Below are 14,222 nucleotides of genomic sequence, written 5' to 3'. Positions count from 1 at the left end.
GTCTAAACATAGCTTAGACTCTCATAAAGAGTTGCTCGATTTACATTTATCGCGATAAACCATGGTGAAACGCGGCCAACCGTCGCCCCCCTATATGGGGTGGGCGGACATACGGTTGCGTACACGAGGTGCCACTCCATATGTCAACCCCCTCTCAGTCGTCGCCCACCGGGGCCGTCCCCACGCCCGCCTCCGCAACACTGCTGAAGCCCCTGGAGGTCGCCGGATTCTGGCTGGCCGTCGCGCTCCCGTTCCTCTATCTCCCCCTCATCATCATGGGCCCCCAGTCGGTTCCCGTGCAAACCGCACTCGCCGCGCTGATCGGCGTGCACGCGGCCACGCTGCTGGTCGGCCACCGCCACCGAACCAACTGAGGCGGTGCCACGCGAAGCCGCGTCGCTTAACCGCCCCGTTTCCGTTCCCCGACACATGGGATTGGATGCTGTGCCGCTGGGCCGCACCGGACTCCGCGTCACCGAGCTGGCGTTCGGGACGTGGCGCTTCGGCCGCGAAACAGACGCCGGCGACATCGAGGTGGGCGAACAGCGCGCCCACGAGCTGCTCGATGCGTACGCCAACGCCGGCGGCCGGTTCATCGACACCGCCGACATGTACGGCGGCGGCCGCGCCGAACGGTACATCGGCGACTGGCTCGCCGACCGCGACCGGGACCGCTACGTCATCGCCTCCAAAGTCTACTGGCCGACCAGCACCGCCCCGAACGGCCGTGGTCTGAACCGCAAACATCTCCGGGCGAGCGTCGACAACATCCTCGACCGCCTCGGTACCGACTACATCGACATCCTCTACATCCACCGCTGGGACGACGCCACGCCCGCGGACGCGCTCATGCGCACGCTCAACGGGTTCGTCCGCGAGGGCACCGTCCACTACCTGGGTGCCTCGACGTTCCACCCGAACGCCTGGAAGATCGCGAAGGCGAACGAGATCGCCGCCCGCCGCGGCTCCGAGCCGTTCACGGTCGCACAGCCACGGTTCAACGCCGTCAACCGCGAGATCGTCGGGAACTACCTGGAGATGTGTCGGGAGTACGGCCTCGGTGTCGTCCCGTGGTCGCCGCTCGCCGGCGGCTTCCTCACCGGAAAATACGAACGGGATGCCGAGCCACCCGCCGGCAGCCGTGGCGCAACCGACCAGCAGTTCGTCGACTCGTATCTCACGCCGTCGAACTTCGACACCCTGGACGCCGTCGAAGCCGTCGCCGACGCGGTCGACGCGACGCCCGCGCAGGTGTCGCTGGCGTGGCTGCGCCACCACGATCAGGTGGCCGCCCCGATCACCGGCGCGCGCACGCCGGCCCAGTTGCGCGAGAACATGGCCGCCACCAACATCGAGTTGACCGCCACCCAGCGCGACCGCATCACCGACGCGGCCCGGCGCTGACAGCGCCGCCGGTCACTCGCTCAGCGCCCGGAGTTCCGCCGCGATCGCGCGCCGCTTCAGCACACAGAACCCGGCGAAGACGATGCAAAACCCGGCGGTGGTTGTTGCGGTGATCGCCTCCCCACGCCACAGGAGCCCGACGACCGCCGCGAACACCGGCGCAACGTATCCGACGAGGTTGATCTCGATGGGGCCGAGGCTGTCCAGCAGCCGGAAGTAGATCAGGAACCCGACCGCGCTCGCGCCCACCGAGAGGTACGCGACGGCGAACACCGCCTCCGCGGTCCACGGGATCGTCTGTGGCTCGCCGGCCGCGATGCTGGCGACGTGCATCACGACAGCGCCGAACACCATCGCCCACGCCTCCAGCGCCTCGCTGTCGAGCGCGTCGTCGATCCGCTGGGTGAGCACGCTCCCGAGCGCGAACGACGCCGTCGCGGCGAACACGAGCCCCACGCCCTGCGACGTGGAGCTGATGAGGTTCGACGGGTCCGGGTTCGAGAGCACGACGACGCCGGCCAGCCCGAGACCGAGCCCGACCACGCCGCCGATCGACAGGCGTTCGCCGGGCAGGACCGCACGCGCGAACCCGGCCGTGAGCACCGGACTGAGGCTGACGACGATCGCCGCCACGGCGCTGCTGGTGGTCTGCTCGCCGACGAACAGGAACGCGTGGTAGGCCGCGATCATCAACACCGCGGCGATCCCCACGGTCGTCCAGTCGGCCCGCGACCGCGGCAGCCAGTCGTCGGCCACGAGGGCGGCGTACGCAACCATCACAACCCCGGCCACGTCGTACCGAACGGCCGCGAACAGGATGGGGTGGAAGCCGGCCGCCAGCCCAGCCTTGATCGCGACGAACGCCGACCCCCACAGCCCCGCAAGCACGAGAAACAAGCCCGCAGTCCGGTGGTTCGTCACGCCCGCATTCCGCGCCAGACCGGATTGATACTTTCGGAGGGCGTACGGTTTTGCCGACAGCAGCCGCGGGCACCGACATCGCCGGCAGATTTACACCACAGCGGCGGGTAGACCGTGCATGGCCATTGTGGGCCAACCGAACCTGCGAGAGCTCTTCGACGACGCGCCGACGCCACACATCGCGCACCCGCCACACACCCACCGGCGGGACTTCTACGTCGCCACCGACGGCTCGTACGCCAGCGACGGCGCCGGCCTGGGTGTGATCATCGAAACCCGCGACGGCAGCCGCGTCCTGCGGCGCTCCGTGCCCGACACCGCGCCGGACAACAACGTCGCCGAATACCGAGCGCTGCATCTCGGCCTCGACACGCTGGCCGCGCGCACCCCGCCGGACGCAAGTGTCGGCGTACTCGTCGACCACGACGCGCTCGCCGGCGACGTGAACTCGGCCGTGCTCGCGACGCAACGCCGCGACTACCAGCCGGTGCGTGCGTTCTCGGCCCCACGCGACGCCCGCCACCACTGGCGGGGCATTCGCGCCCGCGTCACCGGGTTCGCGGAGATACGCGCGGCACAAGTCGACAGCAGTCGAAACCCCGCGCACGCGCTGGCGAACGAGCCCAGCCAGTACGCCCACGTCAACGACGAACCGGACCGCTGCCTGCTGCCGGACGCGACCACGTCGACGGAGCCACAGATCCCGCCGCCGTCGCGGTCGGACCGCCCGGCAGGCGACTGACTGCCGGTCAGTCCTCGCGTTGCTGTGCGTCGGCCGCCGCGACGGCCGCGAGGTTCACGATGTCTTTGACCTCGTCGCCGCGCTGGAGCACGTGCACCGGCTTGTTCATCCCCACGAGCATCGGACCGATGGCGTCCGCGCCGCCCAACCGCTGCAGGAGCTTGTACCCGATGTTCCCGGCCTCCAGGTTCGGGAAAATCAGGACGTTCGCGGCGGTGTCCAGGTCGCTGAACTCGTACGACCCCTGGAGGATGTCCTCGACGACAGCGGTGTCGGCCTGCATCTCGCCGTCCACCGGGAAGTCGATGTCGTCGTCCTCGCGGAGCCGCTGTGCCGCCCGTCGGGGTTTTCGGGTGCCCTCGTTGTCCACGCTGCCGAAGTTCGAGTACGACAACACGGCCACCCGCGGGTCGACGTTGAACCGGCGCGCGAGGTCCGCGGTGTGCTGTGCGACCTCCGCGAGCACGTCCGCGTCGGGGTCCTGGTTGACCGTTGCGTCCGCGCAGAACACCACGCGGTTCTGGAACGTCAGCATGTACACCCCGGCGACGTAGTCGGTGTCCGGGGCGGTGCCCACGACCTGCAGGGGCGGCTTCAGCGCCGACGGGTAGTGGTGCGTGAGCCCCGTGAGGAAGGCGTCGGCGTCGCCCGCTTCGACCATCGTCGACCCGAGATAGTTGGGGTCCCTGGCGACCAGGGATTCGGCCTCGTTGCGCGTGATGCCCTTGCGCTTGCGGAGATCATAGAGCGTGTCGGCGTACGCGCTGTGGTCGCCCTCGTCGGGGTCGACGACGTCCGGGTCGAAATCCAGGCTGAGCGCGTCGACGGTGCCCTGGATGGTGTCCCGGTCGCCCAACAGCACGGGGTCGGCGATCCCCGCCTCGTGCATCTGGTGGGCGGCGCGGATCATCTTCTCGTCGCCGCCCTCGCCCAGCGCGATGCGCTGTCGTTCGCTTTTGGCCTTGTTGATGACGATGCGCATCATCTCCCGGCTCTTCCCGAGGCGGGCCTCCAGCTCCTCCCGGTAGTCCACGAGGTCCAACTCGGTGCGCGCGACGCCGGTCTCCATCGCCGCGTCCGCGACGGCGGGCGCGACCTCGAACAGCACGCGTGGGTCCAGTGGCTTCGGGATGATGTACTCCGAGCCGAACTGCAGCGGCTGGTCGCCGTAGGCTTTCACCACTTCGTCGGGCACGTCCTGCTTGGCGAGGTCCGCCAGCGCGGTCGCGGCGGCGACTTTCATCTCCTCGTTGATGTCGGTCGCGCGCACGTCGAGTGCCCCCCGGAAGATGAACGGGAACCCCAACACGTTGTTCACCTGGTTGGGGTAGTCCGAGCGCCCGGTGGCCATGATCACGGTGTCCTCGCGGGCGGCTTTCGCGGACTCGTAGTCGATCTCCGGGTCGGGGTTGGCCATCGCGAACACGATCGGGTCGTCGGCCATCGAGCGCACCATCGCCTGGTTCACGATGCCGCCCACGGACAGCCCGACGAAGACGTCCGCGCCCGCCATCGCGTCCGCGAGGTCGCCGCCGCTGTCGGCGGGCTGCGCGAACGCGGCCTTGAACTCGTTGACGTCGCGGTCCTCGGTGATGACTCCCGAGGAGTCACACATCGTGATGTGCTCGCGCTCGACGCCCAGGCTGACGTAGAACTTCGCCGTGGCGATGGCCGACGCGCCGGCCCCCGAGAAGACGACATCGAGGTCGCTGAGGTCCTTGCCCGCGATCTCGGCGGCGTTCAACAGCGCCGCCCCGGAGATGATGGCGGTGCCGTGTTGGTCGTCGTGGAACACGGGCACGTCCATGGCGTCGCCGAGTCGGCGCTCCACCTCGAAGCACTCCGGCGCTTTGATGTCTTCGAGGTTGATGCCGCCGAACGTGGGTTCCATCGCCGAGACGGTGGCAACCAGTTCGTCGGCGGTCGCCTGGTCCAACTCGATGTCGAACACGTCGATGTCCGCAAACCGCTTGAACAGCACGCCTTTCCCCTCCATGACGGGTTTTGCGGCTTGCGCGCCGATGTCGCCGAGCCCCAGGACCGCCGACCCGTTGGACACGACCCCGACCATGTTGCCCTTGGTGGTGTGAGTGAACGCCTCCGTGGGGTCGTCGGCGATGGCGCGACACGGCGCGGCCACGCCCGGCGAGTACGCCAGCGAGAGGTCACGCTGGGTGTTCGTCGGCTTGGTGGTCGAGATCTCTACTTTGCCCGGTGGATCGCTGGCGTGGTAGTCCAGCGCGTCATCATCGAGTCCCATACGTGACCCAGCGCTGGCGTCCCGCAAAAACCTGTCCCAACGCGTCGTATTCGTCTTCGTCACCTGTCGAACTCGGGGGCGGGGGCACCGAACCCGACACGCATACGTACGGCCGCCCAAAACCCTACCACATGGCTCGTCGCTCCTACCAGCTTGCGGCCGTGACCGCCGTACTCACGTTCGCACTCATTCTCCTCGGGGAGTTCACCGCTGTCTCGGGCTCCGGAGCCACGTGTGGCCTCCAATGGCCCGACTGTAGCGGCCAGTTCCTCCCGTTCGGCCTGCCAGTCAACGACTTCATCGAACAGTTCCACCGCTCGGTTGCGATGGTCGTCGGGTTCTTCATCCTGGGCACCGGCGCGGCCGCCTACCGGAACTTCGACGCCCGCGACATCAAGCTCGCGGGCGTCCTCGCGATCGTCCTGTTGCCCCTGCAAGTGATCCTGGGCGGCACGACGGTCACGTTCAGCGGGCTCGTGCCCGGCGGCTACCAGCCACTCACGCAAGCCGTCCACCACCTCGCCGCCATGGCCATCCTGGGCACCGTCACCTACACCGCGCTCCGCATGCGCGATGCCGCCGGGATCGGCCTCGGCCGCGTCCGAACGGCCGTGCTCGCGGCGCTCGCAGTGCTCCCGTTCGAGGTGGCGTTCTCCCGGGGCACCATCTTCACCGTGTACGGCTCCTGGATCCAGATCATCCACCACACCTTCGAGTTGGCGCTGTTCACGGCCGCGTTCACCGCGTTCGTCTGGTCGCTCCGGCGCAACGCCATCCGCAGCGCCGCCGCCACCGGCGGCGTCGCGCTCCTGTCGACCGCCCAGGTGCTGCTGGGCGTCGGGCTCTTCCCGTTCGGCCCCACGATCCAACTGGCGTACTACGCGCTCGCGGTCGTCATCGCTGCCCTCCTCGTCGCGACCGCGCGGATCCGCGCGCACACCCCGCCGACGGCAGCCACGGCCTAGAAGAACTCGTCGAGGCCGCGCTGGCTGTCGGCTTCGGTGTCTTCGTCGTCAGTAGTTTCGTCGGCGGCACTGTCCTCGTCGGTGCTGTCCTCGCGGACCGCGCCCGCGAACGCCCCCTCCGAGTGGTCGACCGCCGCGTCCGTCCGGCGCTCCTCGGCGTCCGCCACGATCGACGCCACCTTGTTCGTCGTCTCCCCGGAGCCCGTGACGAACGCCACGTGCTCGGTGTCCAGTTCGTAGGCGGCCGTCATCGCCACCGTCAGCTCGCGGTTCTTGCAGTGGTGGGTGAGCACCCTGAGAAACGGGAGGACGTCGTTGCGCGCGGTCGCCATGCTGCAGCCGGCGGTCTCCGCGATGTGGCGCGCGACGTAATCACGCTTCTCCCGGGTCGCCCGCGAACTCCCGAGCTTCCGCCAGTAGCTCGGCGGCCCGTACCGCGTCCAGCCGCCGTGGTCGTGGCGGCGCGCCGCCGCCACGCCGGCGGCCACGTTGTCCGTGGCGTAGCGCCAGTACGCGTAGTTCTGGGTCGCCCGCACGCGCCCCAGCCAGACGTCGGCGTTCGAGAGGAACTCGTAGGCGTCCGCGAGCTCGCCGCCGCGGTAATCCTTGGGCACGTTGTCCGCCACCCAGCTCAGGAGGTCGTCGGGCGTCTCGTCGACATCGTAGGCCGCCTGCAGCGCCTCCCGGGCGCTGTGCGTCGCGATGACGTCGTCCAGGTAATCGAAGACCCCCTCGGTGCGGTCGCGTTCGCCCATCACCACGTCGTCGGCGGTGAGCGTGCGGTCCTGCTCGGCGAGCGCCTGCAGGTCGTTGACCGCCGACCGCAGGTCGCCCGCGTTCTGCTCGGCGATCGCCGCCAGCGCGTCCTCCTCGTAGGTCACGTCCTCCCGGCGGCAGACGTCGCGCAACACGGGCACGATCGACCGCTTCGAGACGTCCCGGAACTCGATCTCCCGGCAGGCGCTGCGCAGCGACGAACTCATCTCGTAGTATTCGTTGGCCACCAGGACGATGGGCTGTGGGGCGTCGTCGACCAGCCGCGTGATCGCCGCGCTGCCGCCGCGGTCGATGTTCCCGTGGAGGTTGTCCGCCTCGTCCAACAACACGAGCTTCCGGCCGCCCGAGCCGCCGGTGAGCGTGCCCGATCTGGCGGCCTCCCCGGCGACGCGCTCGACCACGTCGGCCGTGCGCTGGTCGCTGGCGTTCAACTCCACGACGTCCCAGCCGGCGTCGTTCGCGAGCGCGTGGGCCGCCGACGTCTTCCCGATGCCGGGGCTGCCGTGAACCACCACCGCCTCGCGGTGGTCGGGCCACGTCTCCGCCCACTCCGCCAGCGCGTCCCGGGCCGTGTCGTTTCCCCGCACCTCCGACAGCGACGCCGGACGGTACTTCTCCGTCCAATCTACCATTGACACTCCGTACGCGGGAGTTCGGGTTAGGTGTTGCGGAGCACCGGCCGGCCACTACAGTTTTGCCCCACCGCTCGGTAGCTACGCATGGCATGACTGACACGACCGCCGTCCACCTGGAGCCCGACGACCGCGACGCGTTCCTCGCGCCCGGCGGCACCGGCGTGCTCTCGTTCGGACGCGAGAACGCCGGCCCACCGCACTCGCTTCCGGTTTCGTACGGCTACGACCCCGACACCGAGTCGTTTTTCTTCCGGCTGTCCTACGGCGACGACACCGACAAGCCGGACCCGGAAACGACGCCGCTTGAGGTGTCGTTCGTCGTCCACGACGAGGCCGACCACGGCTGGTGCAGCGTGGTGGCCCACGGCCGCCTCCAGCCGACGGACGCCGACGCCATCTCGACCACGGCGCTTTCCGCGCTCCGGCGCGTCGACATCCCGCTTTTGGACACCTTCGATCGGCCGCTGGTCGAAACCGAGTTCCTGTTCTTCCGGCTGCACCCCGACGCCATCACCGCACGCGCCGACGCCCCACCCACCACGTAGCCCGCCGTCCCCAGAAGTGACTTGCCGGCAGGGACACCACGGGCTGGTATGCAGTCAGTTGAAACCGCGCCGACGACACGCCCCGCCACGCTCCCAGCCGCCATCGGCGGCATCACCGCCTACGTGGTGGGGTACGCTGTCACGTACCTCTGGCAGTCCGACGCCGTCGGGGCCGCCCTCCAGTCGTACAACGCCGTTCTCGCCCTGCTCGGCGGCGACCCCATTCCCACCTGGACGGCCGTCGGGTGGCTGTTCTACAACGCCCACGCCGTCGCGTTCTCCACACCCGCGGTCGGCGGCAGCCGGCTCTCCCGGAACCTCATCATCGACGGAAACGCGCCCCTGGTGTTGCTCCTCGTTCCCGCGGGCCTGCTGGTCGTCGCGGGCTTCATCGCCGGCCGACACGACGGCACCCCGCGTGCGGACCGTGGGTTGCGCGTCGGCGTGCGGGTCACCGCCGGCTACGCCGTCGCCGCGGTGCTCGGGGTCGCCGTGTTCCGGTTCACCGCCGGCACGGCCACCGTTCACGTCGAGTACGCGCTGGGCGTGCTCGTTGCCGGCATCGGCTACCCCGCGGTGTTCGGTGCGGCCGGTGGCGCGCTCGCGGCCGTCACGCGCTAGCAGTCCCGGGCGACCAACTCCCCCCAGTGCTCGAAGCCGTGGCGCTCGTAGAACGCCGCCGCGCGCTCGTTTTCGCCGTCCACGTCCAACACGAGCCGGTCCAGGGGCAGCGACTGGCCGGCAACCACCTCGCGGGCCGCCGCCAGCAACTCGTCGGCCACCCCACGTCCCCGGTGCGCGTCGCGGACGAAAATCTCGTTGAGAACCGCGGCGTCCCAGATGAACGCCAACGACTCGGGCAGAACGAACACGTACCCGACCAGCCCGTCCTCGGACTCGGCGACCTGCACGCACGCCGGGGACTCCGCGACGCAGTCGGCCACCCAGTCCAGCCACCGCGCCCGGTAGTCCGCGGTGAGCTTGTCGGCGTACTGCTTGGCTTTCGATTCGTCCCCGGTGCCGGCACCCAGGCCGCGCTCGAACGCCCGTTTGAACTCCCAGAGGTCGGCTTCGTCCGCCGGCGTGTACGGTCTCACGTCCACCATGCCCGCGCCTTCCAGCCGCCGCGGGTTAGCGGTTGCTGTCCGCGCTGGGGTCGTCTTGGATGGTTTTTTCCCGGGCGTCAGCCAAACCGAGGGCATGGATACCGACGACGACCCACGGGAGGGGCTTGCCGTGCGCATCTCCGGGGAGGTCACGCTCAGCGACGACCCCGGGGCCACGCTCCGGAAGTGGCGCACCGACTTCGACGTCTCCCAGACCGCGCTCGCGGACGAACTCGACGTGTCCTCGTCGGTCATCTCGGACTACGAGAGCGGCCGCCGAGAGAGCCCCGGGATCGCGCTCGTCAGCCGCCTGGTGAACGCGCTGCTCGACATCGACGAGCGCCGCGGCGGCACCCACATCGGGCAGTTCGCGCGCGTGCTCTCGGCGGGCTTCGACAGCGACGTGGTGCTCGACCTCCGCGAATACCCGGCCGCCGTCGAACTGGATGCCCTCTACGACGCCGTCGACGCCACCGAAGTCGTTCCCGGGGACCGGGACACGGTCTCCGGGCACACCGTCATCGACTCGATCAAAGCCATCCAGCGCCTCTCCGGCGACGGCTTCTACCGGCTCTACGGCCAGTCGACCAGCCGCGTGCTCGGGTTCACGAACGTCTCCCGCGGGGAGAGCCCGCTGGTCGCGATGCGGGTCGTGGACCCGACGCCCAGCGCCGTCCTGCTCCACGGGCTGTCCCCCGACGACCTCTGGGAGCACGCGCCGGCGCTCGCCAAGCGCGACGGCTTCTCGCTGGCCGTCACCGAGATGCCGGTCGAGGACATGCTCGCGTCGCTTCGCCAACACGCCTAGGGAGCTACAAAAACCCAGTTCCGCGAGCGCTTATACGTCCCCCGCCGTACGTGCGGGATACGATGACTGTCGACACACACGTCGTCGCGATCTGTGGAAGCCTCAGCGACGACTCCGGCACGCGAACCGCGCTGCGAACCGTCCTCGACGGTGCCACCGCCGTGACCGACACGGAAGTCACGACCGACCTGATCGACCTCCGGGAGCTGTCGCTGCCGCCGCGTGACGGCGACGACCGCGACGCCGGCGACGCGCCCGCGCTCCGCGCCCGTGTCGCCGACGCCGACGCGCTCGTGCTCGGCACCCCGATGTACCACGGCAGCTACAGCGCCCCGCTGAAGAACGCCCTGGACTACTGCGGCCGCGACGAACTCGGCGGGACGACCGTGGGGCTGGTGTGCGTCGCCGGCGGCGGGTTCCCACGGCAGGCGCTGAGCCACCTCCGCGGGGTGTGTGATGCCCTCGACGCGTGGACGCTGCCCCACCAGGTCGGCGTCCCGAACGCCGCCACGACGATCGGCGACGGCGAGATCAGCGACGACGACATCGCGGCCCGCGCCCGCACGCTCGGCGAGCAGGCGGTCGCCTACGCCAACGTCGAGTCGTTCCCCGAGCTGACCGCCGCCGGGGCGTCGCCGTCGCAGTAGCTCACTCGACGTACGTGTACTTGCGCTCGTTCATCGGCCCCCAGCCGTCGAAGACGAACTCGGCGTCGGGCTGCGTGAACGGCTCAAGCTCCACGCTTTTCTCGTGGTTGTGGCGGTCGTGGACCTGCTCGTATTCGTCGAAGCTGATGTCGTAGCGCTGCTCGATCTGCTCGTCGATCGTCGACGCCGCGACGGCCTCGGTGAAGCCGTCCTGGACGGTCTCGCTGTGGATCTCGGCTTGTGCGCCGGAGCCATACGACGCCACCAGGAGGCGCTTGCCCGCGAGGTCGATGCCGTTCTCGGCGGCGTGTTTGAGCGCGCTGAACCGCGCGAGATGCACGGAGCCGGTGTACCAGTTTCCGACCTGGCTGGAGATCGACAGCGTCGGCTGGATGGCCGCGTCGTACCACTCGCGGTAGGCGTCGGTGTCAGTGAGCCCGTCGACGTACTCGCTGATCGCGTCCTCGAAGGCGTCGTCGGAGTCGAAGCGCTCGCGGCGGGGCTGGCGGCCGATGTCGGCGGCGAGTTCCTCCTCGATGTCGGTGCCACGGATCATGTGGCGGTAGCCCAGGACGGCGGCCTTCCGCACCATCCCCGGGAACGGCGTGTGGAACGGGATGAACGCGTAGTCGTCGGGGTGTGACGCGCCCGTCGCGCGTTCGAAATCCTGGAGCGCTTCGCGCATCCGCGCGAGGTAGACCTGCATCGAGCGCTTGCCGTCGACGCTCGGGAACTGCTGGTTGGGCTTCAGGAAGTCGGTTTCGTCGGCGGAGCCGTAGCCCTGCTCGGTCGACAGCTCCACGATGTCGGGGTCCTCGGTGATCCACATCGCGACCGCGCCCGCGCCCTGCGTGGCTTCGCCCGAGGAGTCCCGGGCGTACAGCGCGGTGTCGGTGGCGATGACGAGCGCGCCCCGGCCGCGGTTGCGCCCGGCGAGGATCCAGTTCACGGCGTCGTCGAGGCTCTGGGTGCCAGCGATGCACGCGAACTTGCGCTCGCCCTTGTTGGCGTGATGGAAGTCGCCGTCGTACACCTGTTCGAGGCAGCCCGCGATGTACGTCGACACCGGCTTGGAGTTGTCGAACGCGGACTCCGTGGCCACGTCGATGCGGCCGACGTCGGCGGGTCCGAGGCCCTTGCGCTCCAGCAGTCGGTGCGCGGCGTTCGCGCCCATGGTCACGATGTCCTCGTAGGCGTCCGGGAACGACGACGCGTGCAGCCCCAGGCCCTTCGTGTATTTCTCGGGATCGTCGCCCATCTCGGGGGCGAACGTCTCCGCGAGGTCGAGTTTCAGCTTCCCCGTGTGGATCTCGATGGCGTCGATGCCGACGCTTGTCATGAGCGGGCGTACTCGAGAATACCTTATGGGTTTGTCGATGGCTTGTTCGACGATAGTCGAACCCTGGTGTCAGAGCACGAGGACCGTATCACTCGCCGTGTTCCCGTCTGTGTCCGTCACTGTCACTGTGACTGTCTGTGAGCCAAAGGTCCGGACGGTGAACGTCCCAGTGTCGGTTTCTCCGGACACCGATACGGGCTCACTGCGGGTCGGTCCGAGAAACGGGTCCACGGTCACGGTCACCGTCGACAAGTCCCCGTCCCCGTTCGCGTTCGCGGCATACGACACGTCAATCTTCCGGAACCCACTGTCAGTCACTTCAGTGATCGCCACCTCGGGGAAGTTCCGCCCCGACGACCCACTGCTCCCGCCCGCCGTCACCGCGAACTCCCTGCTTCCGCTCGTCGAGCCGCGCCGGTAGCTCACCAGCACGCGAACGTCTTCATCAGTGATGTCGACGGCGTTGCGGTTGCGGTCGTCGTTGTTGTTGTTCAATCGGTAGAACTCCCCGATTTCGACGGTCGCCTCCTCCCCTGGTGACACGTCGACTGGGCCCCCGACGACCGTGCTCGAACGCCGACCCTGGCCTGGTTTGGTTCGCTCCGTACGCGTTCGCTCCGTCGACAGCGTCATACCTCGCGGTCCCAGGTACGCGTACTGCTCGCCTCTCGTCGGTACATCGACAAACGTCTGATTCCCGTCCTCGGCCTCGACGTACAGCTCACTCGCCCGCCGGCCCTCTGATCGGACATCGTCGGAGAGCAAGTCGATCGACCCGTCCTCGGGCAGCACGGACACGTCGGTGATCGTCACCGCGTCGCTGAACTCGTTTCGCACCGTGAAATTGAATCCACCGGTCACCCCGTCGTCGTTCATATCAAAGACGGTCGACCCGCCGACGCGAACCAGATCCCCCCCGCCGTCGCCGGAGACGATCGTCTCCTGGTCGACGGTCACGTTCACGAACCGCTCGGCGGTCGTCCCCGAGGCGTTCACCAGCTCGAAGCTGACCCGCTCGCCGCCTCCCGTCACCGGTCGGCCGTCGTCCCGCAACGCAAACGTCGCGCGCCCGTCCTCGCCGGTCGTCTGCACGGCCTTGGTCACCCGCTCGGACCGACTCACCACCGACGCCCCCGCGACCGGGTTGTTGAACGCGTCCCGCGCGGCCACGGTGACCTGGTCGCTGTCGTTGCCCACCAGGGTCAAATACCGCGGCCCCGGACTGGGCGGCGTCTCGCCAACCCCGACGCGCGCGGTCTGCAGCGTGTACGGCCCGCCGGTTTCGAGCGTGATGTTCACCCGGTTCGGCCCGGCGTCCACAACCGACACGCCGTCACGCCCCCCGAGCCCGGTCTGGGACCGCAGCGTCGCCGCTGACACCGTCGTTGGCACCGATACCGTCACCGGCTGGGCAGCGTCTTTCGGCTCCACCTGCACGCGCTTGTGGGGCGCGCTCACGGCCGCCGGGCTGACAGCCACCGCCCCGGCCTGCGCGGTGTCCAACGACCCAGCCACCGACACCAGCGTGATCGTGTCCCCGCGAACCAACACCTGATCGGTCTGCAACACCGACGACCCCTCGTCGGCGTAGTAATCAGCAAGCAGCGTCGCCGTGTACCGCGTCGTCGGTGCCGTCTGGAACTCGTTGTACCCCGGCGTGTACGAGATGTACTTGGTCGTCGCGGTCCACGTTCCGTTCAGGTAATCCCGGGTTTCGGCGTTCGTCGCCGCGACGTTCGACACGCGGATGGTGCCGTCGGCGTACGTCTCGGTCGCCAGCCGCCCCGCCGGCGACGGCGGGTTGATGCTGAACACGCGGGACGGATACGTCGTCCCCAGCGTGACCGACACCGGGCGCGCGTCGCCAGCGGACGCGGTCCCCAACACGGAGTTCCGCAACTGCACGAGGTCGTCCTGGACCTGCTGGCTGTGTTTGTACTCCACGTCCGCGTTCTGCGCTGGGACGACCGTCGCCTGATAGACCGCAAGCGCGATAATGATGGTGGCGAACAGCAACACAGCCCCCACTTGCACCGTCACCCCACGCGTGTCGTCCCTGAATCGCACTGTTCG

At 68.9% G+C, this 14,222-nt stretch carries 14 protein-coding genes; 8 read left to right on the top strand and 6 right to left on the bottom strand.

Annotation, left to right across the window (positions count from 1 at the left end; translation table 11 throughout):
* The first annotated feature begins 140 nt into the window (after positions 1-140).
* On the top strand, positions 141-374 hold the full coding sequence (locus JT689_RS07920; protein WP_010903187.1) for a hypothetical protein: 234 nt from the start codon (positions 141-143) through the stop codon (positions 372-374).
* 55 nt (positions 375-429) lie between these two features.
* Positions 430-1,404: an aldo/keto reductase gene (locus JT689_RS07915; protein ID WP_205250891.1), complete on the top strand. Its 975-nt coding sequence runs from the start codon at positions 430-432 to the stop codon at positions 1,402-1,404.
* 12 nt (positions 1,405-1,416) lie between these two features.
* Here JT689_RS07915 and JT689_RS07910 read toward each other — a convergent pair whose 3' ends face one another.
* A complete protein-coding gene (locus JT689_RS07910) occupies positions 1,417-2,325 on the bottom strand; it encodes an EamA family transporter (RefSeq protein WP_205250890.1) in 909 nt (302 codons plus the stop codon).
* 118 nt (positions 2,326-2,443) lie between these two features.
* On the opposite strand from JT689_RS07910, the gene JT689_RS07905 reads away from it, so the two are divergent.
* Complete coding sequence (locus JT689_RS07905) at positions 2,444-3,067, top strand: hypothetical protein (RefSeq protein ID WP_010903184.1); 624 nt, start codon at positions 2,444-2,446, stop codon at positions 3,065-3,067.
* 7 nt (positions 3,068-3,074) lie between these two features.
* Here the strand turns inward: JT689_RS07905 and JT689_RS07900 are convergent, their stop codons facing one another.
* Positions 3,075-5,327, bottom strand: coding sequence for an NADP-dependent malic enzyme (locus tag JT689_RS07900; RefSeq protein ID WP_205250889.1), 2,253 nt, complete (start codon positions 5,325-5,327; stop codon positions 3,075-3,077).
* 131 nt (positions 5,328-5,458) lie between these two features.
* Between JT689_RS07900 and JT689_RS07895 the strand changes: the two genes are divergently transcribed.
* Positions 5,459-6,292, top strand: a complete 834-nt coding sequence (locus tag JT689_RS07895) for a heme A synthase (protein ID WP_205250888.1) — start codon at positions 5,459-5,461, stop codon at positions 6,290-6,292.
* On the opposite strand, the gene JT689_RS07890 is transcribed toward JT689_RS07895, so the two are convergent.
* On the bottom strand, positions 6,289-7,701 hold the full coding sequence (locus JT689_RS07890) for a replication factor C large subunit (RefSeq protein WP_205250887.1): 1,413 nt from the start codon (positions 7,699-7,701) through the stop codon (positions 6,289-6,291). The two genes, JT689_RS07895 and JT689_RS07890, sit on opposite strands and share 4 nt — an antisense overlap.
* A 92-nt stretch (positions 7,702-7,793) precedes the next feature.
* Here JT689_RS07890 and JT689_RS07885 point away from each other — a divergent pair, with 92 nt between their 5' ends.
* The gene (locus JT689_RS07885) at positions 7,794-8,249 is read left to right on the top strand and encodes a pyridoxamine 5'-phosphate oxidase family protein (RefSeq protein WP_205250886.1); all 456 of its coding nucleotides are present in this window, start codon (positions 7,794-7,796) and stop codon (positions 8,247-8,249) included.
* 48 nt (positions 8,250-8,297) lie between these two features.
* Positions 8,298-8,870 carry a transporter gene (locus tag JT689_RS07880; protein ID WP_205250885.1) on the top strand — a complete coding sequence of 191 codons (573 nt, stop codon included), beginning with the start codon at positions 8,298-8,300 and terminating at the stop codon, positions 8,868-8,870.
* Here JT689_RS07880 and JT689_RS07875 read toward each other — a convergent pair.
* A complete protein-coding gene (locus JT689_RS07875) occupies positions 8,867-9,355 on the bottom strand; it encodes a GNAT family N-acetyltransferase (protein ID WP_205250884.1) in 489 nt (162 codons plus the stop codon). The genes JT689_RS07880 and JT689_RS07875 overlap by 4 nt on opposite strands.
* A gap of 94 nt (positions 9,356-9,449) precedes the next feature.
* Between JT689_RS07875 and JT689_RS07870 the strand changes: the two genes are divergently transcribed.
* Together JT689_RS07870 and JT689_RS07865 are read left to right on the top strand one after the other, a co-directional pair.
* The gene (locus JT689_RS07870) at positions 9,450-10,163 is read left to right on the top strand and encodes a helix-turn-helix domain-containing protein (RefSeq protein ID WP_012289362.1); all 714 of its coding nucleotides are present in this window, start codon (positions 9,450-9,452) and stop codon (positions 10,161-10,163) included.
* Positions 10,164-10,225: 62 nt separating this feature from the next.
* A complete protein-coding gene (locus tag JT689_RS07865; protein WP_205250883.1) occupies positions 10,226-10,810 on the top strand; it encodes an NAD(P)H-dependent oxidoreductase in 585 nt (194 codons plus the stop codon).
* Between the two features lies 1 nt (position 10,811).
* On the opposite strand, the gene hmgB is transcribed toward JT689_RS07865, so the two are convergent.
* Positions 10,812-12,149, bottom strand: coding sequence for a hydroxymethylglutaryl-CoA synthase (gene hmgB / locus JT689_RS07860; protein WP_205250882.1), 1,338 nt, complete (start codon positions 12,147-12,149; stop codon positions 10,812-10,814).
* A gap of 69 nt (positions 12,150-12,218) precedes the next feature.
* Positions 12,219-14,216: an Ig-like domain-containing protein gene (locus JT689_RS07855; protein ID WP_205250881.1), complete on the bottom strand. Its 1,998-nt coding sequence runs from the start codon at positions 14,214-14,216 to the stop codon at positions 12,219-12,221.
* Between the last annotated feature and the right edge of the window lie 6 nt (positions 14,217-14,222).

Origin of the sequence: Halobacterium sp. GSL-19 (assembly GCF_016917855.1) — an archaeon.
Classification (GTDB): Archaea; Halobacteriota; Halobacteria; order Halobacteriales; family Halobacteriaceae; genus Halobacterium; species Halobacterium salinarum.
The sequence above is the reverse complement of the archived record's forward strand: the minus strand, read 5'-3'. Positions and strand labels throughout refer to the sequence as shown.

Excerpts from the sequence above, each read along its gene's own strand:
- JT689_RS07915 (WP_205250891.1), top strand. The coding sequence starts at position 430 with ATGGGATTGGATGCTGTGCCGCTGGGCCGCACCGGACTCCGCGTCACC.
- JT689_RS07880 (WP_205250885.1), top strand. The coding sequence starts at position 8,298 with ATGCAGTCAGTTGAAACCGCGCCGACGACACGCCCCGCCACGCTCCCA.
- JT689_RS07875 (WP_205250884.1), bottom strand. The coding sequence starts at position 9,355 with ATGGTGGACGTGAGACCGTACACGCCGGCGGACGAAGCCGACCTCTGG.
- JT689_RS07865 (WP_205250883.1), top strand. The coding sequence starts at position 10,226 with ATGACTGTCGACACACACGTCGTCGCGATCTGTGGAAGCCTCAGCGAC.
- JT689_RS07920 (WP_010903187.1), top strand. The coding sequence starts at position 141 with ATGTCAACCCCCTCTCAGTCGTCGCCCACCGGGGCCGTCCCCACGCCC.
- hmgB (WP_205250882.1), bottom strand. The coding sequence starts at position 12,149 with ATGACAAGCGTCGGCATCGACGCCATCGAGATCCACACGGGGAAGCTG.
- JT689_RS07895 (WP_205250888.1), top strand. The coding sequence starts at position 5,459 with ATGGCTCGTCGCTCCTACCAGCTTGCGGCCGTGACCGCCGTACTCACG.
- JT689_RS07870 (WP_012289362.1), top strand. The coding sequence starts at position 9,450 with ATGGATACCGACGACGACCCACGGGAGGGGCTTGCCGTGCGCATCTCC.
- JT689_RS07900 (WP_205250889.1), bottom strand. The coding sequence starts at position 5,327 with ATGGGACTCGATGATGACGCGCTGGACTACCACGCCAGCGATCCACCG.
- JT689_RS07890 (WP_205250887.1), bottom strand. The coding sequence starts at position 7,701 with ATGGTAGATTGGACGGAGAAGTACCGTCCGGCGTCGCTGTCGGAGGTG.
- JT689_RS07905 (WP_010903184.1), top strand. The coding sequence starts at position 2,444 with ATGGCCATTGTGGGCCAACCGAACCTGCGAGAGCTCTTCGACGACGCG.
- JT689_RS07885 (WP_205250886.1), top strand. The coding sequence starts at position 7,794 with ATGACTGACACGACCGCCGTCCACCTGGAGCCCGACGACCGCGACGCG.